This is a genomic window from Leuconostoc mesenteroides subsp. mesenteroides ATCC 8293, assembly GCF_000014445.1.
GTDB lineage: Bacteria > Bacillota > Bacilli > Lactobacillales > Lactobacillaceae > Leuconostoc > Leuconostoc mesenteroides.
Map to the genome: position 1 here is coordinate 913531 of NC_008531.1, position 17743 is coordinate 931273.

General features: G+C 36.3%; 18 protein-coding genes. 15 read left to right on the forward strand and 3 right to left on the reverse strand.

What is annotated here, in order from left to right; all coding sequences use genetic code 11:
• Positions 1–13 precede the first annotated feature (13 nt).
• The 7 genes from LEUM_RS04440 to LEUM_RS04470 all read left to right on the forward strand — a co-directional run bounded on the left by LEUM_RS04440 (position 14) and on the right by LEUM_RS04470 (position 6262).
• Positions 14–1180 carry an MFS transporter gene (locus LEUM_RS04440; protein WP_011679673.1) on the forward strand — a complete coding sequence of 389 codons (1167 nt, stop codon included), beginning with the start codon at positions 14–16 and terminating at the stop codon, positions 1178–1180.
• Positions 1181–1339: 159 nt separating this feature from the next.
• On the forward strand, positions 1340–2389 hold the full coding sequence (locus LEUM_RS04445; RefSeq protein ID WP_011679674.1) for a 2,3-butanediol dehydrogenase: 1050 nt from the start codon (positions 1340–1342) through the stop codon (positions 2387–2389).
• 158 nt (positions 2390–2547) lie between these two features.
• Positions 2548–3309, forward strand: coding sequence for a hypothetical protein (locus tag LEUM_RS04450; protein WP_011679675.1), 762 nt, complete (start codon positions 2548–2550; stop codon positions 3307–3309).
• A 16-nt stretch (positions 3310–3325) separates the two neighbouring features.
• Complete coding sequence (locus tag LEUM_RS04455) at positions 3326–3913, forward strand: ATP-binding cassette domain-containing protein (RefSeq protein WP_010282405.1); 588 nt, start codon at positions 3326–3328, stop codon at positions 3911–3913.
• A gap of 70 nt (positions 3914–3983) precedes the next feature.
• Complete coding sequence (locus LEUM_RS04460) at positions 3984–4559, forward strand: uracil-DNA glycosylase family protein (protein WP_011679676.1); 576 nt, start codon at positions 3984–3986, stop codon at positions 4557–4559.
• Positions 4560–4624: 65 nt separating this feature from the next.
• On the forward strand, positions 4625–5131 hold the full coding sequence (locus LEUM_RS04465; RefSeq protein ID WP_011679677.1) for an ECF transporter S component: 507 nt from the start codon (positions 4625–4627) through the stop codon (positions 5129–5131).
• A 312-nt stretch (positions 5132–5443) separates the two neighbouring features.
• Positions 5444–6262, forward strand: coding sequence for a Cof-type HAD-IIB family hydrolase (locus tag LEUM_RS04470; protein ID WP_041775233.1), 819 nt, complete (start codon positions 5444–5446; stop codon positions 6260–6262).
• 15 nt (positions 6263–6277) lie between these two features.
• On the opposite strand, the gene LEUM_RS04475 is transcribed toward LEUM_RS04470, so the two are convergent.
• Positions 6278–7474, reverse strand: a complete 1197-nt coding sequence (locus LEUM_RS04475) for an MFS transporter (protein ID WP_230589321.1) — start codon at positions 7472–7474, stop codon at positions 6278–6280.
• Positions 7475–7605: 131 nt separating this feature from the next.
• The gene (locus tag LEUM_RS04480) at positions 7606–8112 is read right to left on the reverse strand and encodes a type 1 glutamine amidotransferase domain-containing protein (RefSeq protein WP_011679680.1); all 507 of its coding nucleotides are present in this window, start codon (positions 8110–8112) and stop codon (positions 7606–7608) included.
• 297 nt (positions 8113–8409) lie between these two features.
• Here LEUM_RS04480 and LEUM_RS04485 point away from each other — a divergent pair, with 297 nt between their 5' ends.
• From LEUM_RS04485 to LEUM_RS04510, 6 genes are all read left to right on the forward strand, one after another.
• On the forward strand, positions 8410–8808 hold the full coding sequence (locus LEUM_RS04485; protein ID WP_011679681.1) for a pyridoxamine 5'-phosphate oxidase family protein: 399 nt from the start codon (positions 8410–8412) through the stop codon (positions 8806–8808).
• Entirely contained in the window at positions 8801–10027 is a 1227-nt protein-coding gene (locus tag LEUM_RS04490; RefSeq protein WP_172844096.1) for a pyridoxal phosphate-dependent aminotransferase, read from the forward strand. Before LEUM_RS04485 ends, LEUM_RS04490 begins: the two co-directional genes overlap by 8 nt.
• Positions 10028–10105: 78 nt before the next feature.
• Entirely contained in the window at positions 10106–10876 is a 771-nt protein-coding gene (locus LEUM_RS04495; RefSeq protein WP_011679683.1) for a glucose 1-dehydrogenase, read from the forward strand.
• Positions 10877–10903: 27 nt separating this feature from the next.
• Positions 10904–12238, forward strand: coding sequence for a gluconate:H+ symporter (locus LEUM_RS04500; RefSeq protein WP_011679684.1), 1335 nt, complete (start codon positions 10904–10906; stop codon positions 12236–12238).
• 56 nt (positions 12239–12294) lie between these two features.
• Positions 12295–13722 (forward strand): NADP-dependent phosphogluconate dehydrogenase, encoded by a 1428-nt coding sequence (gene gndA / locus LEUM_RS04505; RefSeq protein ID WP_011679685.1) that lies wholly within the window; start codon positions 12295–12297, stop codon positions 13720–13722.
• Between the two features lie 94 nt (positions 13723–13816).
• The gene (locus tag LEUM_RS04510; RefSeq protein ID WP_011679686.1) at positions 13817–14797 is read left to right on the forward strand and encodes a S66 family peptidase; all 981 of its coding nucleotides are present in this window, start codon (positions 13817–13819) and stop codon (positions 14795–14797) included.
• 462 nt (positions 14798–15259) lie between these two features.
• On the opposite strand, the gene LEUM_RS04515 is transcribed toward LEUM_RS04510, so the two are convergent.
• Complete coding sequence (locus LEUM_RS04515; protein ID WP_011679687.1) at positions 15260–15766, reverse strand: GNAT family N-acetyltransferase; 507 nt, start codon at positions 15764–15766, stop codon at positions 15260–15262.
• Between the two features lie 201 nt (positions 15767–15967).
• Between LEUM_RS04515 and LEUM_RS04520 the strand changes: the two genes are divergently transcribed.
• The gene (locus LEUM_RS04520; protein ID WP_011679688.1) at positions 15968–17404 is read left to right on the forward strand and encodes a 6-phospho-beta-glucosidase; all 1437 of its coding nucleotides are present in this window, start codon (positions 15968–15970) and stop codon (positions 17402–17404) included.
• A gap of 14 nt (positions 17405–17418) precedes the next feature.
• A complete protein-coding gene (locus LEUM_RS04525) occupies positions 17419–17736 on the forward strand; it encodes a PTS cellobiose transporter subunit IIB (RefSeq protein ID WP_010280592.1) in 318 nt (105 codons plus the stop codon).
• Positions 17737–17743: the final 7 nt, after the last annotated feature.

Below are 17743 nucleotides of genomic sequence, written 5' to 3' on the forward strand. Positions count from 1 at the left end.
AGAGGTTCTTTTTATGGATAAAAAGAGACACTTATTGTTCATTATTGGCACGGCATGGATGATTGACGCATTGGATGTTGCTTTGCTATCGTTTATCATGCCATTGATTAAAAATGAGTGGGACGTCGGTAGTACAGAATTAGGATTGGCCGCCGCTGTCACATCGATTGGCATGATTGTTGGGTCAATTGTTTGCGGTAAATTAGCTGATAAATATGGTCGTAAAAATATTATCATCGGAACGCTACTCATTTTTTCATTGGGTAATTTGGCGTTAATATTTGCGCCAAACATCTTGTGGTTTATGGTGATTCGTTTTATAACAGGCATTGGATTAGGTGGGGAGTTACCAGTAGCAGCAACGATTATTGCTGACAACTACACTGGTACAAAGCGATCACAAATGCTGTTATTAGCGGATAGTTTTTGGGCCTATGGTTGGATTTTAGCATCTTTGATTTCTTTTCTAATTATTCCTCGTTTTGGCTGGCGCGCTGCCGTTGCCCTTGCGGCTTTGTTTGCTTTTTATGCCCTAGCATTGCGTAAGCACTTACCAAATGAACCGATCAATAAGAAAAGTCACGAAGGCACTTTTAAAGAGCTTCTTTCCAGCAAACATCGATCAAGGTTAATTGTTTTAAGTATAATGTGGTTTATTGTGATGTTGACCTATTATGGGATCTTTTTGTGGCTACCTACTGTCCTAACCATGCGTGGTTTTTCAATCGTTAATTCATTAGGATATACGCTTATCATGAGTATAGCTCAGTTGCCTGGGTATTATTTAGCTGCCTACTTAATGAATAAGATGAGTCGGAAAAAGATTTTGGCAATTTATCTGTTGGGCACGTTGATTTCGAGTTTCGTTTTTGGCTTTGGTACTAATATAGCTTTAATATTAGTGGCCGGTGCCTTTATGTCTTTCTTTGACTTAGGTGCATGGGGGACATTAATCTCCTTGACTCCCGCACAATTTCCTGAGAAAATACGGGGTACAGCCATGGGTACCGCACAAGCAGTTGGGCGTGTTGGTGCCACGGTTGGACCATTCCTTGTCGGTTGGTTATTTGATTTCAAATTAGGCATTAGTGTCATATTTAGTGTCTTTGCAGTATTGCTGATTATTGCGATAGTGGTGTTATTGATAGGTGTAAAAGACAATCTAGAGGACGAGTATTGATTTTTACCATAGTATTACTTAGTTGTGTTGTACAAATTTATATGTTTTATACAAAAAAACAATGAAATTTATATACACAAATTGTAAGCGTTGACATATAATATAATAAAGATAATTTATGTCTTCCAAAATTTAAACTGATAGTCAGAAGGAGAAAAAATGAAAGCAGCTGTATGGCATGGCGTTAAAGATGTTCGTGTGGAGGATGTTGAACTCAAACCAACAAAATCTAATGAGGTAGTAGTGCGTGTTGCTTATGCTGGGATTTGTGGCAGCGACTTACACGAGTACCTTGAGGGTCCTGTATTTATTCCCGTTGATCAACCAGATGAATTGACTGGCGGTCAAGCACCATTAACGATGGGACATGAGTTTTCTGGCGTTATCGAAAAAGTAGGTCCCGATGTGGCTAATTTTAAAGTTGGGGATCACGTTTCAATTAATCCAACTGTCACAAAGGGAATTTCTTCTGATGATTTGGATGTTTACGATGGCTATAGTTTTATTGGTTTAAGCACGGATGGTGGCTTTACATCATACGTGAATGTACCAGAAGATAACTTATATCATTTACCTGAAGAATTCTCATTGAAATTAGCAGCTACTATTGAGCCAACTGCAGTTGCGGTCCAAGCTATCAAAGAGGCTGATCTTCGATTTGGCGAAAAAGTTGTGATTTTTGGTGCTGGACCAATAGGTGTATTAGTTGCTGCTGCTGCGAAGGCGGCAGGGGCTACTAAAATCGTGGCTGTAGATTTGTCAGAAATTCGCTTGAGAAAAGCGCTTGAAATGGGCGCAACAGACGTGATTAATCCAAGTCAAGTACCAGACACTGTTGCAGCTATTAAAAACATTATTCCTGGTGGAGCGGATGCATCATTTGAAGTTGCCGGGGTACAACCAACCTTTGAACAAGCAATAGATGCAACACGTCCGCGCGGAAGTGTCGTTATTGTTTCAATTTTTGCAAAGCCAATCAGCTTTAACCCAATGCAATTGATGAATGCAGGTGTTAAACTGACCACAACAATTGCTTATTCAAAAGAAACTTTCCAACAAACTGTTGCTCTTGTTAGCAGTGGGCAAATAAATGTAGAACCAGTTATTACGGATACAATTTCATTGGACAGTATTGTTTCTGATGGTTTTGAGTCATTAACAAGCGATAAATCGCAGGCCAAGATTTTAATTGATTTAAGTAAAGATTAACTACTTTAAAATATCGAAGCATACAAGTTGCTACTATTCTTACTTTTGTTTAGGATAGCGGTAGCTTTTTATTATGATTTACACATTTAGCTAATTAATATATAATGAAAAGAGTTTAACTTGTTTTTTAGAATTTATAACAGTTATGGGGAAGAGTAATGGACGATGTTAAAAACTTATCCAGCGTATATTGGGTTAATATGCTGAGCAACAAATTTGTTTTTATTTTTAATTTGGTTATTCCGACTATTTATTTTCTATATATAAATATCAATTCTTTCATGCGTGACAGCGTGACGTTTAACCACGAAACTTTCAAGGTCATTGGTTATTTTTGGGCTTACATCATTTTAGTCACAATTTTAAATAATGTGATTGTTGGGATGATATCTCAAAGGGAAAGCGGATTTTACAAACAAACTTTCTTCATTGTCGGATCTAAATACAAAATACTGGGTGCTAATTTTCTTGTCCAGTTATTAGTGTTGAATATTGAATTACTGATCTTTAATTTTGTGGTCATGTTTACTGCTCATTATTGGAGCATAAAGCTATTATTAGCTGGCATAATGGCTTCTATCGTTGTTTCATTACCGATTGCTTTTGCTGGTAGCATATTATTTATGCTTAAAATTAAAATAGAGTCAATAAATATCCTGGTGAGTATATTATTATTTGGTCTATTTATTGGGATGCATGTTCCAAACAATAGGGAAAACTTAATTACTACCTTTACTTCGCTAATTAATCCGCTTTCATATATTACTGAAGTGAGCTATCAAGTGCTATTATTTTTATTTAATGCTAAATTGTATTATTCGGAGATTGTCGTTTGTCTATTAGTCACACTTATTTATGTTTTAATTGGTTGGTACTCTATTTCAAAATTATCAGTAAATGCAGTGGCCGATCGAGTCTAAGCGGGGAGAGTAAGTTATGCAAATAAAAAAATATTCACTCCATTTTGGGAAAAGGATTCTTGCAAAAAATCTTGATGTTATATTAGCCGAAGATAAAATAAATATTATCTCCGGTGGTAACGGTGTTGGAAAAACTACTTTTTTAGATTTTCTTGCTGGTGTCGGGCCCAAGACAGCGACTGGAGAAAAAATTGGTGTTCCTGCCCAACGCGATATTGCTTACCAACTTCAGAACATACATTTTTTTCCAACACTAACCGTCAAACAAACTATTGAAATGTATCGTCGATTCGGTAATTCGTTGTTAGAAGATAATGAAAGCTTTAAAAAAATTAAGCAGACAGTTTTAGACAGTATCTGGCATTTAAAAGTTGGCCAACTTTCTGGTGGAGAAAGAAAAATTGTGTTGACTTATGGACAGTGTCTACTCAATAAAAAATTGTATATTTTTGATGAACCGACAAGCGGGGTAGATACTACAAACGCTAAAATTATATTAAAGCTTATTGCAGCTTTAGTTGTAAATAATGAAAAAACAGTGGTTATGACATCGCACAATTTGGACCAATTAGACGGCCTCCCATTTTCTAAAATAGATTTTTAACACAGTTGGATGCTATTAATATGGTAATATAAAGTTAGATTATGTAATTCATAACAAATGGGAGAAATACATGACTATCTTTGAGGACATTAAAGCAGATAAGGATAATTTAACTTACACAGAAAAAGGCTTAAATCCTGTATTTTACACACCTAAGAGCGCGAAAATTCTGATTATTGGTCAGGCTCCTGGTAAAAAAGTGCAAGAAACAGAAATCATGTGGAATGATGCTTCTGGAGATAGACTACGCGAATGGTTGGATGTTGATAGAAAACAATTTTACGATTCTGGTAATTTTGGATTTATTTCGATGGACTTTTATTACCCGGGGAAAGCAAAATCAGGTGATAAGCCACCGCGTGGTAGTATAGCAAAAAAGTGGCATCCAAAGCTTATTGCTTCAATGCCTAATTTGCAGTTAATTGTTTTAATCGGGTCATATGCTCAAAAATACTACCTACACTTGGCTCGCACAGAGAAAATAACTGATGTTGTTAAAAATTATAAATCTTATTTGCCAAAATATTTTCCTATCATTCACCCATCGCCAAGGAATAATATTTGGCTTAATCGTAATCCTTGGTTTGAAAAAGAGGTAGTACCTCGCTTGCAAGCCAAAGTTAGTGACACAATTAAAGAAAAGTGAAATTGTGCGACTATCTGACTGAAGTATAAAAAGATATTTATTTAAAATAAAAGGAAACAAATAATATGATAGAACAAAAAAATCATACAAAGCAGATCACTATTTTAGCAACCATCATTGCTTTCAATATTGCATTATCTTACATTGTTAAGATACCTGTCCCAGCGACAAATGGATTTGTTAACTTGGTTGAAGCTGGGATATTTTTAGCTGCCCTGCTTGGTGGTGCACGTAGTGGATTGATCGTCGGTGGCTTAAGCGGTCTGCTGTTAGATTTGCTTGCTGGTTATCCACAGTGGATGATTTTTTCTTTAATTATTCATGGGATAGAAGGATTAATCGTGGGCTATTTTGGCTATAAGAAACATATTACCAGCCAAGTCATTGGCTTAATTATTGGATCATTTATTATGGTGGTTGGGTACATGTTAGCTGGTGCTATGTTGTATAATTGGACAGCGGGATTGGCGTCAATTATCGGGAATATCGCACAAGCAGTGATGGGATTAATCGTTGCATTAGTTCTTGTTCCAGTATTTAAAAAGCTACCACAGGTTGATTTGAAAATTTAAGCTTTTTTGGTTAGCTATTGCTTTTTCCGGTTGATTGAAGACCTTGTATAAGAAGAACAACAAAAGTTACATTTATATGATATAATTACAAACGAACTGGAAAACTGGAGCTAGGGTTCCGCAATATGGTCAGTGACCGAGGGCTCCATCTTTTGAAATATTCAAAAGGCACCTATTGATATAAAAAATCCGAGGGGAAAGGTTTAGCGTTTTTACTGTACGCTGATTCTTTCCTCTTTTTTGTTGTTTTTGACTTCGGTAGAGTAATAGCTGAAAAATAACGTAAAATTCAAAACTCAATATTTTTGCTATATTGAAAAGTGCAATAAAAAAACATTAAGAGAATACGAAGAGGTAAAAGATGATGAGAAAAATTGCTTTTTTTATTTAGATGGAACGCTTTGTTCAGGTGGCGATTTACATGTCTCTTTGGAGATCAAACAAGCGTTTCAAAGCATGCGTGAGAATGAAATTGAACCTGTTATAGCAACGGGCAGAAGTTTTTACGAGGTACAGCATTTACTGACGTTTTTAGAAGTAGAAAATTACATTCTGTCTAATGGTTGCTATGTCAAATTCAAAGGAAAGCTAATTCAAAATGCGACTATGTCGATTGTTGAAATTCAGCATATATTAGCAATAGCCAATGAGTACAATATTGGTACAGGTTTTTTTAACCAGAACGGTTTTGCTCTAACAATGGATAATCCGATCGTGCAACAACATATGAGAAGTATGGGCAGTATGGATATCGAGTTCAATGAGAAGTTTTTTGTAGAACAACCTGTTAACTTTATGAATTTATATTTAAACGCCAAAACCGAGAGGGTCATTAGAGAGAAAATTATTGCAGTTTCAGATATTGAATGCTATGCGCCGTTGGCCATCGATATCCTACCTAAAGGAGTTTCTAAGGGGCAAGCAATTAATTTGTTGCTAGAAAAGGTTAGTGACAGTAGGGTGACAACTTATGCATTTGGTAATCAAAACAATGATATTTCCATGTTCAAAACGGTGAATTATGGGATGTCTATGAAAGAGTCTACAGCGGAATTAAAGAAGTTATCTAGCTATGTTGCAAAAACAGATAATGGCGTTTTGGAAGGCTTAAAACATTTTAAGTTAATATAAAAAACTTTCGAATAATCATTCAAAAGTTTTACGGTTAAAAAAATAAATGAGGCCGAACAGTGATAAAGTTAAACTACCTAAAACACTGTAGGTCCAACTACCCCAAGTGCTTACAAAAAAGCCAAAAATAAATGAACCTACCGGTTGAATGCCATCAAAAAATAGAAATGTAAGTCCAAAAATTCTTCCCAAAAATGAGATGTCCGTTTCTTCTTGAATAAAAGTAATCATACTGCCAAAGAAACGTGATTGTATCAAACCATATACTAGTGCAATGATAATCCAACTATATATCGAAAATTTTAGGCTACCTAGAATAAGAATAATACCATAACAGATTTGTTCAGCAAAAATACGATTTGAAGAAATTTTTTGTTTTTGTACTGTTAACCACAGACCGCCTACCAGACCACCGACAGCTGCACAGATCAAAAACAAACTATAACTAGAAGTGATTTTGGAAAAGTAGTGGCTACTTATATAAGGTGTGGTGAGTAGGAAGCCAGCGCACACAAAGTTAAAAATACCCATGGAAGTCATATATAGAAGTAATTTTTTGTGTTCGAGCACATATTTGAACCCGCTAATGGTACTTATTAAAAAAGATTCAGATTGATGGTTCTTAACTGATGGTGTTGGCTGGTAAGTTATTAATAAATTAAAAAATAGTGCTATAAAATATGAAGCAGCATTAATTAAAATAAATTCACTAAAATCAATGCCATTTATTGCCAATAAAACGCCACCAATAACTGGGGCGATAATATTTGCAAGACCAAAGAATGTATTTGAAAGTGCGTTGAATTTTTGCAAATAATTCCCGTTGATTACTTCAGGTACAATTGATTTAGCGGCTGGATAGTTCAGGGCCAGCATTAAATTTAGTATAAAAGTAATCAAAATTAAAAGCCATATTTGGGGAGTGTTATTATTAATTAGAAAACTACTGACGACACAAACCAAAGTAGCAATAATATCAGTCCATATTAAAACATATTTTCGATTGTGTTGATCTACTAGTAAACCGACTAATAAATCGCCGATCAAGAACGCAAAGCCACCAATTCCCTCGATGATACCCAGTAGTTGCGTAGTGCCAGTAGATTTTACTATTAGCCAGTTTAGCCCTAAAACATATATAGCTGAGCCGATTTGTGAAAAAAATGGGCTTAACATTAATGAAACGTAGGTTCTTTTCAAATGATTTGTCATAATAAAATCCATTTTAAACAAATACTTTCAGTAAAACAATATAAATTAGATATGTTCTCTTTATGCAAATAAAAAAGACCATCTTTCCTCAGAAATTAATGATCAATGGTAAGATAATTTTTATTGTGTTTCTAATTTAAAGCATCAATTATAGCTTCATTAAATGATGGAATGTCTTTTGGTTCTCGGCTAGTGATGAGATTACCATCAATAACCACTGGCTTATTCTCTATACGGGCACCGGCGTAATAAAGATCTGGTTGTACTGTTCGATATGCTGTCATGGTTCGACCCAATACTAAGCCAGTAGGAATCATCAATTGTGGACCGTGGCAAATACTAAATAATGACTTATTGGTTGCCAAGAAATGTTTTGTAAAATTAACAAAGCGTTCATCGGCTCGCAACTGATCTGGAGAAAAGCCCCCGGGAATGAACAATGCGTCAAAATCAGATGGCGCTACATCGCCGATTGATTTATCAATGTCAATTTTGGTGCCATGTTTTCCTGTAACAGCTTCAGTACTAAAACTGATTGTTGTAACTGAGGCACCACTTTCTTTTAGTGCTTTGACGGGGTCAGTGAATTCAATATCTTCGACTAAGTCGGTTACGAGAACAGCAACTTTTTTACTCATGACTAATTCCTCCTTCTATAATTAATTCAATTGTAACGATAATTGATATAGAATGAAAACGATATGTCTTGTAAATAATGAATAAGTCATTATCTTTGTAAACGTTTTCTGTTGGTGGTATATTAACATCAACAAATTGAATGTGTCACTTTGTTGAGAAAAATTTCTTTTTTTATATAGAATATTCAAATCGACTGCTAGCACAACAATTGCGTGTTGTGCTTTTTAATTTAAAAAATTTAAATTTTAAAGATATAGTAGTGAGCATTCGGCACGCACTCAAAAGGAGATGGAACAATGGCATTATTATCTGAAGAAATGAAAAAAATGATTGACCAACAGCTACCATTTTTAGCGACTACCGGAGGAGATGGATCGCCACAAGTCGGTCCTAAAGGATCAACTCGTGTGTATGATGATGAACATCTGATTTACTATGAACATACATTCAAACAAGCTTATGCAAATTTACAACAAAATGGTTATGCGGCAGTTGCAGTTGTGGATTCTAATGTAGAGAAAGGGTTCCGCTTTGAAGGAACGGCCGTTATTCATGAAGATGATGACTTTGCTAATGACATTTTAGCCAAAACAAGCATATTTGATCGTTTTCCAAGGGCGGCCGTCGTCTTGATAAGGATTGATCGCATCTATAAATTGGATAATACTCTGGAAGCTGGAGATCGCATTGCCTAATAGTCAAGAGAATATGGAAAAGGAAAATGTCATGACAAAGCCTATTAACCATCAAGTGATCAAAACAGAAGCCTCAGGAATTCGTCTTGTCTTGGACTTAGTAAAGAAACCTGCTGACCAAATGATTGAATTAACGGTTGGCGAAATCGATTTACCTACGCCCGCAGCAACTAAAGAAGCAGGTAAGCAAGCAATTAGTAATAACGTGACAAAGTATACCGAGAATATGGGATTCCTGTCGCTTAGAAGAGTGATATCTGATTACATTAAAAAGTTTTATGAAGTAAGTTATTCCCCAGAAAGCGAGATACTTGTGACTGTTGGTGCCAGTCAAGGTATTGACCTCACGGTTCGTGCGCTCATTGACGCCGGTGACGAAGTCCTTCTAATTGGGCCTGCCTATCCAGCTTATATACAAGCAGTAGTTCTAGCTGGGGCAATTCCTGTCGTGGTTGATACTCGTTCTACTCATTTTAGGTTATCTCCAGAGCAACTTGGGTCAGCAATTTCAAGCAAAACAAAATTAGTTATTTTGAACTACCCAAACAATCCAACAGGTATTGTGTTGTCGAAAGAAGAATTGAGTTCACTAGCGTCAGTTATTCAACAAAACGATTTATATGTGCTGACAGATGATGTTTATCAAAGACTAACATATGATCAAGATTGTGCGCCATCAATTGCCAGCGCATCATTAATGAAAGAGAGAACAATAATAGTCAACGGTTTGTCGAAATCGCACAGCATGACAGGCTGGCGTATCGGCTATTTAGCTGGTCCTAAAGTACTAATTCAAGAAATCTATAAAATACAGCAAGCTAATGTTGGTTGTGCATCAAGCATCTCACAAATGGCTGCGCTAACAGCTTTAACCACCGATATTGAAGCACCAAAAACATATATTAGGGTGTTTAGAAAGCGTAGAGACTATGTTTTGCAGCGCTTAGATGAAATGTCCTTAAACTATACTAAACCTGATGGTGCTTTTTATGTGTTTATCGATGTAAAAGCATTTGGCATGTCGTCTTGGGATTTTGTTGCATTCACAATCAACGAATCTGATCTTGTTTTAGTACACGGTTCTGCTTTTACGGAGGCCGGTGAAGGATACGTGCGGCTATCTTTTGCAAATGAAATGCAAGTACTCGTTGAAGCGATGAATCGTTTAGAGAAAACGGTAGATGTTTTAACGACAAAAAAATCCGCTCATTTAAGTTGACAAAATAAATACAAAAGACTATCATTGTAAGCGGTTACACGTAGTGGTTTATCGGTACACTAAGAAAGGAAGAAAATGATGGATAGTCTATCTAATTTATTTGATCTTACAGGTCGAGTTGCGATAGTTACGGGTGGTGCTTCAGGATTGGGAAAATATTATTCTCAAGCTCTATTAGATGCAGGAGCTGATGTTTTTATAGTTAGCAGAAGTGAAAGAGGCTGGCCAGAGTTAACGCAGTTTGCTGAAAATCGTAATCGAAAAGTGCGATTTATGAGCATCGACATAACTGAAAGTGGCGCGGCAGAAAAAATTGTCAAAAATTGTGTTACAATTTTTGGTCAATTAGATATTTTAGTTAACAACGCTGGTATCCAGATTAGAAATAACGTGCTGGATTATAAGGATGAGGATTGGCGTAAAGTTATTGATATCAACCTAAACGCATTATACTTTTTGTCACATGAAGCCGCAAAATTCATGACAAAACAAAAATCTGGGAAAATAATTAATATTGGATCAATGCAATCGTTTCGAGCTGGAAAGTTTATTTTTCCTTACGCTGCAAGTAAACATGCAGTAGTCGGACTAACAAAAGCTTATGCAGATGCTTTAGCGCCCTATGGGGTTCAAGTCAATGCGCTGGCTCCCGGATATATTGATACTGAAATGACAAAGGCTCTCCAAAATGATCCAGAAAGAAATACCGAAATTCTAAACCACATTCCGGCAGGACATTGGGCAAAGCCATCGGAATTAATGGGTACGGTTATTTATTTAGCTAGTGATGCTTCAAATTATGTGAATGGCGCAACAATCCCTGTTGATGGCGGCTATTTACTAAGGTAAGGTTCGTATTTAAAAGGAGAATTAATTATGCCATTGTTAACAGTTTTGATTGGTGTCATTTTACTCGTATTCTTGATTACTAAATTTAAGTTGAACACTTTTTTATCGTTAGTCATTACAGCGTTTGTTGTCGGCTTAATTTTAGGTATTCCAGTTTCTGATATTTCAACAAGTATTGAGACAGGAATAGGTGGTCAGTTAGGCCACTTAGCGATTATATTTGGATTTGGATCGATGCTTGGAAAGTTAATTTCCGACGCAGGTGGTGGCTTTCGAATTGCGCACCAGCTCATTGCGACTTTTGGAAAAAAACGCATTCAAATTGCTGTTATTATTACGTCGTTTATTATTGGTTTAGCTTTGTTTTTTGAAGTTGGATTAGTCGTGTTATTGCCAATTATCTTCGTCATTGCACGTGAAGTAAATATGCCTCTTTTGTACCTTGGTATTCCAATGGCTGCGACATTAAATGTTGCACACGGTTTCTTACCACCGCATCCTGCACCGACTGCTGTATCACAGGTGTTGAATGCGCCTTTGGGGCACGTTTTACTGATTGGTATTTTAGTGTCAATTCCCACGATCATTATTTCTGGTCCGGTGTTCAACTATTTTTTGCATCGAGTATATCCGCAAGTTTATAAAAAAGATATTAATATTTCTGTTTTAGGTGAGTACAAAGAATTCGAGTTGAAAGATACACCAAAGTTTGGTATTAGTGTTTTGACAGCATTATTACCAGTAATATTGATTAGTATTGCAACCATCTTATCATTTGTTTTGCCAGCTAAGTCAGTTATTTATCAAATCGTCACATTTATCGGTGCACCTGATGTAGCTATGCTCATATCATTAATTGTTGCGATTTTCACCATGGGTATTTTCCGTGGATTGAATATCAAAGAAATTGGTGACGCAATGTCTGAATCGGTTAAACAAATTGCTATGATGTTGTTAATCATTGGTGGTGGTGGTGCCTTCAAACAAGTATTAGTTGATGGTGGTGTTTCTAAGTATATTGGCGATTTATTCGGACAAACTAATTTGTCCCCAATTCTTGTTGCTTGGTTAATCGCTGCTTTACTTCGCGTCAGCCTAGGATCATCTACTGTTGCTTCGATAACAGCAGCCAGTTTAGTTACTTCAGTTGTGTCCAACTCAAGTGTGAGTCCTGTATTAGTAGTTTTGGCAATTGGTGCTGGAAGTATATTTGCTGATCATGTTAATGATGCTGGATTCTGGATGATAAAAGAATATTTTGGTTTAACATTGAAAGAAACGTTCTTATCTTGGACGACATTAACCAGTGTCATCTCCGTTTCGGGTCTGTTATCGATTCTACTCGTGTCATGTTTTATGTAGTGCAGTAAATTAATTATATATGAAATAAGTTTAAATTAAGGAAAGTGGGTAATAAAATGGAACAAGCAGATTTTGGTGTTGTTGGATTAGCTGTAATGGGACGTAATTTAGCGCTCAATATTGAATCCCGGGGTTATCGAGTTGCTGTTTATAATCGTTCTCGCGAACGAACTGATGATTTAGTCCAAAAGCATGAAGATAAGGCATTTATCCCAAGCTATACTACAGAGGAATTTGTGGAGACTATCAAAAAACCTCGCCGAATTTTGCTGATGGTAAAAGCTGGAAAGGGTACGGATGCTGTTATTGATGAATTATTACCACATCTAGAAAAGGGCGATATGCTGATTGATGGCGGTAATACTTACTTCGAAGATACGATACGCCGCTCAGATAAATTAGCTCAAGAAGGCATTAACTTTATTGGTATGGGTGTATCAGGTGGTGAATTGGGTGCACTGCAAGGACCGTCATTAATGCCAGGTGGTCAACGCGAAGCATATGATTTGGTAGCTCCTATTTTGACGCAAATTGCAGCAAAAGCCCCAGAAGATGGTAAACCAACCGTTACGTATATTGGCCCTAATGGCGCAGGACATTATGTGAAAATGGTGCATAATGGCATCGAATATGGTGATATGCAATTAATTGCAGAGTCCTATGATATTTTGAAGCGTGTCTTACATCTCAATCAAGAGCAGTTATCTCAAACTTTTTCTGGTTGGAATGAAGGAGAACTAAACTCTTATTTGGTTGAAATAACTGCTGATATTTTAACTCGAAAGGATGATTTAGGTACTGACAAGCCAATTGTTGATGTTATCTTAGACCGGGCCGGAAACAAGGGCACAGGCAAGTGGTCTTCTCAATCAGCGCTTGAAGTTGGAGCGCCACAGTCATTAATAACTGAATCAGTTTATGCACGTTATATATCAGCAATGAAAGATGATCGTGTTGCGGCTTCAAAAACATTGCAAGGACCAGACTATTCGTTTTCTGGTGATGAGCAAAGTACCGTAGAGGATATTCGAAAAGCTTTGTATTTTGGAAAGATCATGTCATATGCACAAGGATTTGATCAACTTCGTATGGCATCAGAGCACTATGATTGGCATTTACCATTTGGAGAATTAGCACAATTATGGCGTGCAGGGGCGATTATCCGTGCCCAATTCTTACAACGCATTACGGACGCTTTTACAACGCAAGCTGATCTGCATAATTTGCTCTTAGATCCTTACTTCCAACATATTGCTGAAGAATACCAAAATGCTGCTCGTCGTGTAGTAGCACTAGCTGTTACCGCTGGTGTGCCAACGCCTTCATTATCTGCTGCTGTAGCTTACTACGATTCATATCGTTCAGCTGTTCTACCTGCTAATCTCACACAAGCACAACGTGACTATTTTGGTGCGCATACCTATGAGAGAACGGATAAGCCTGCTGGAGAAATGTACCATTATCCTTGGTATGATGAAGCATGAAAAAAAACCGTCCAAGACGGTTTTTTATTTGAATGTACTTTCTTATTGAAAATGTGCTACAATTCTCTACAAATATGATTTGTGGGGTGAAATAATGGAAACAATTTTTCCTAAAAAAATACAAAAAGACGATGAAATAAGAATAATATCGCCAAGTTCTTCAATCAAGCGAGTTGGTGGGTTTGACCAAAATTTAGTGGCCAAGGAAAGATTGGAAAAATTAGGCTATAAAGTAACATTTGGGGATCATATACTTGAGAATGATCTGTTTTATTCTAGCTCAATTACTGCGCGTATTCAGGATTTACACCAGGCCTTTATTGATGATAACGTGTCAGTAGTGATGACGACCATTGGTGGCTTGAATTCAAATGAATTGCTGCCTTATATTGATTGGGAGATAATTAGAAGCCATCCAAAAGTGTTTATTGGCTATTCGGATATAACAAGCTTACACAATGCTATTCGTGCCCAGACAGGATTAGTAACATATTATGGGCCATGTTACTCATCTTTCAAAATGAATGAATTACAGGAGTATCAAACAAACGAATGGATAAAAGCATTAGGTCAGTCAGAGTATGATTTACAACCAAGCGGGCTTTGGACAAGCGATATGTGGTTTGATCCTAATATACCAAGAAAGCCAATGCCTAATTCGTGGCAAGTATATAACTCGGGCCAAGCAACGGGGATAAGCACTGGTGGTAATATACAAACGTATGGGCTCCAAGCTGGGACAAAGTTTTTGCCCGCCGTCACAAAACCTATTATATTTATTGAACAAGCTGAGGGCGGAGAACCACTTGAATTTTCTAGAGAATTATCTCAAATGCTACAAATTCATCCAGATATTGCCGCATTAATTATTGGAAGGTTCCCAGTTGAAAATAAAATGTCAGAACCCAATCTTCACAGCATATTAGCTAAATTTCCTGTTCTCAATACTATTCCGGTGGTTTATCATGTTGATTTTGGTCACACTCAGCCTATATTCACTTTCCCTCTTGGTGGCATGATTACTGTTCGTGCTAAGAATAATGCCGATGTTACGATAGAAGTGTTAAAAGGATAGCATTTATGCCAGAAACAAAAATGATGACGATGTAAACATAGTATAATTATAGAAATAATATATTTTGTGGGGAACTCGATTACATTGATTAATGACAGTTAAGTTGAAAAAATATATTATTTTATTCTTAATTCAGGGGGTATTGATTATTGAGCGGGAATAATCAAAAAGTCTCTAACACATTTATTTATTTAACTTTCATTATTTGTGTTTGGCTTATTTATTTTATATTTACGGTTGCTATATTAGTTTTATTCTGCAATTTTAGTCGGGCAATCTTTCTTGCTATGATAATATCTAGCATCCTAACATTATTGTTTGTCATAATACAGACTTCATTTAAACATTTGAATTCAATCAATAACGAAGATGATTAAATTTAAAAAGCTGCCTTAACAGGGCAGCTTTTTTTGTCGTATTTTTCAAGAAATAAAACAACTTTCTGGATGATAATATTTATTACTAACTATTCAAATCAATCCAGTATCGACAAAATAATTTTCCTGTGCTGGGTTCTTTGATGATATTTTCAAGGACGCCACCATTAGATTCAATTGTTTTGCGGCTAGCGATATTCCATTTTTCAGCGGTAATCAAGACAGGTGAAATTTTACGTTGCTGATAAATGTTTAGTGTTAATTCTAACATTCTCTTAGCTATTCCCTGTTGACGCCAGGCAGGGGCAACGCCGTATCCTATATGGCCTCCAAAATTAAGCAAGTGGTCATTTAACTGCCAGCGAGCTGATACGCCGCCTTTTATCAAACCATCCTCAATAAAAAAATAATTGCTGGCGGGAACAAAATTATTAATACTATTATTTTTCATTTGCTCTAGATTAGCTAAATGTTCAGCGAAACTGCCGGTAATGGGTTTGGCTACAGAAACAATTACTGATTCAGTGGTCCAACTTTTTATCCAGTCGTTAAAAATTTTTTCATCTGATTGTTTTAATTCTCTAAAAGTCATTTGTTTCCCCTGATGTGACCATAATCATTGAATGTATTTACCAATAATTTTATCATAGTAATTTATGTGGTTTTATATATTTTTAATAATCACCATAAAAATTACTCTTGTAAGGTAATTTCCGCAAGTATGAGGAAAACAATTCAATGGCAATGTAAGCGCTTACTTGATAAAATGTGAGTAGTTAAAGGAGGACTAAATATGTCTAAACGTTTATCTGAAGATTTTCTTTGGGGTGGTGCTGTTGCAGCTCACCAATTAGAAGGTGCGTGGCAAGAAGGAGGTAAAGGAGTTAGTGTCGCTGACATCATGACGGTTGGTGGACCAGACAAAGAGCGAAACATTACGAAAGGAGTTGTTTCAGGAGAATATTATCCTAATCATGAAGCGATTGATTTTTATCACCGTTACAAAGCAGACATTGCCTTATTTAAAGAAATGGGATTTAAATGTTTTCGAACTTCAATTGCATGGACAAGAATTTATCCTACTGGTGAGGAAAGCGAGCCAAATGAGGCAGGTTTAAAATTTTATGATGACTTATTTGATGAACTTATCAAAAATAATATTGAACCAGTCATCACGTTATCTCATTTCGAATTACCGTACCACTTGGTTACAAAATATGGTGGTTTCCGTAATCGAAAAGTAATCGATTTATTCGTTAAGTTTGCAACGACTTGTTTAAAGCGATACAAAGACAAGGTCAAATATTGGATGACGTTTAACGAGATTAACAATCAGGCTAACTATGATAATGATTTTCTGGTTTTCACAAATTCTGGGCTGCATTTTAACCCTGGTGAAAATCGTGAGGAGGGTATGTATCAAGCTGCTCATAATGAATTAGTAGCTAGCGCACGAGTTGTTAAAATGGGTCATGACATCAATCCCAATTTTCAAATTGGCTGTATGATTGCTATGGGACCAATTTATCCAGCATCTATGAATCCAGATGATGTTCTGGCAGCTCAAAAGAGCATGGAAAAAAATTATTTCTTTGCAGACGTGCATGTCAATGGTCAATATCCAGCATTTTTAACAAAATATTGGACTCGGAAGGGATTTAACATTGATGTTACCCAAGAAGACCTGGCAGACTTACAAGCTGGTACCGTTGATTATATTGGTTTTAGTTACTACATGTCACATGCAGTTAAAAAGCCAGAAGGTTTAAACTTTGATGACATGACACCAGAAAATAGCCAAGTACGTAATACCTATTTAGCAGCAAGTGATTGGGGATGGCAAATTGATCCTAAGGGGCTGCGTTACGCCCTGAACTGGTTTACAGATAAATATCATTTACCATTATTTATTGTTGAGAATGGATTTGGCGCATACGATAAAGTTGAAGAAGATGGTACAATACATGATTCTTATCGCATTGCATATTTACAAGAACACATTCGGGAAATGAAGTTGGCGGTAGTTGAAGACGGCGTTGATTTGATTGGATATACACCGTGGGGATGTATTGACTTGGTTTCAGCCGGGACTGGAGAAATGGACAAACGATACGGATTTATCCATGTAGACAAAAATAACCAAAATGAGGGTTCATTGAAACGTAGCAAAAAGGATTCCTTTTATTGGTTTAAAGACGTTATCGCAACGAACGCTGAAAATATTAATTAAAAAGGAGAAACACGATGAAAAAAGCTTTAATTATTTGTGCAGCTGGTATGTCATCCTCCATGATGGCAAAAAAAACAACTGACTATTTCAAAAATAAAAATATAGATATTGAAGTGGATGCGATTACTGCTACAGAAGGAGAAGATGCTATTCGTAATAGTGATTTTGATCTATTTCTGGTCAGCCCACAGACAACAATGTATCTTGAAGGTTTTGAAAAGATTGGAGATGAGGTTGGTAAACCTGTTGTTTCTATTCCCTTTAAAGCCTATATACCCATACCAACAGGTATTGAGGGCATGGCGAACTTAGTACAGGAACATATTAGTTAGCAATTTG

Excerpts from the sequence above, each read along its gene's own strand:
- LEUM_RS04515 (WP_011679687.1), bottom strand. The coding sequence starts at position 15,766 with ATGACTTTTAGAGAATTAAAACAATCAGATGAAAAAATTTTTAACGAC.
- LEUM_RS04520 (WP_011679688.1), top strand. The coding sequence starts at position 15,968 with ATGTCTAAACGTTTATCTGAAGATTTTCTTTGGGGTGGTGCTGTTGCA.
- LEUM_RS04480 (WP_011679680.1), bottom strand. The coding sequence starts at position 8,112 with ATGAGTAAAAAAGTTGCTGTTCTCGTAACCGACTTAGTCGAAGATATT.
- gndA (WP_011679685.1), top strand. The coding sequence starts at position 12,295 with ATGGAACAAGCAGATTTTGGTGTTGTTGGATTAGCTGTAATGGGACGT.
- LEUM_RS04455 (WP_010282405.1), top strand. The coding sequence starts at position 3,326 with ATGCAAATAAAAAAATATTCACTCCATTTTGGGAAAAGGATTCTTGCA.
- LEUM_RS04510 (WP_011679686.1), top strand. The coding sequence starts at position 13,817 with ATGGAAACAATTTTTCCTAAAAAAATACAAAAAGACGATGAAATAAGA.
- LEUM_RS04445 (WP_011679674.1), top strand. The coding sequence starts at position 1,340 with ATGAAAGCAGCTGTATGGCATGGCGTTAAAGATGTTCGTGTGGAGGAT.
- LEUM_RS04460 (WP_011679676.1), top strand. The coding sequence starts at position 3,984 with ATGACTATCTTTGAGGACATTAAAGCAGATAAGGATAATTTAACTTAC.
- LEUM_RS04450 (WP_011679675.1), top strand. The coding sequence starts at position 2,548 with ATGGACGATGTTAAAAACTTATCCAGCGTATATTGGGTTAATATGCTG.
- LEUM_RS04525 (WP_010280592.1), top strand. The coding sequence starts at position 17,419 with ATGAAAAAAGCTTTAATTATTTGTGCAGCTGGTATGTCATCCTCCATG.
- LEUM_RS04475 (WP_230589321.1), bottom strand. The coding sequence starts at position 7,474 with ATGACAAATCATTTGAAAAGAACCTACGTTTCATTAATGTTAAGCCCA.
- LEUM_RS04500 (WP_011679684.1), top strand. The coding sequence starts at position 10,904 with ATGCCATTGTTAACAGTTTTGATTGGTGTCATTTTACTCGTATTCTTG.
- LEUM_RS04485 (WP_011679681.1), top strand. The coding sequence starts at position 8,410 with ATGGCATTATTATCTGAAGAAATGAAAAAAATGATTGACCAACAGCTA.
- LEUM_RS04495 (WP_011679683.1), top strand. The coding sequence starts at position 10,106 with ATGGATAGTCTATCTAATTTATTTGATCTTACAGGTCGAGTTGCGATA.
- LEUM_RS04465 (WP_011679677.1), top strand. The coding sequence starts at position 4,625 with ATGATAGAACAAAAAAATCATACAAAGCAGATCACTATTTTAGCAACC.
- LEUM_RS04440 (WP_011679673.1), top strand. The coding sequence starts at position 14 with ATGGATAAAAAGAGACACTTATTGTTCATTATTGGCACGGCATGGATG.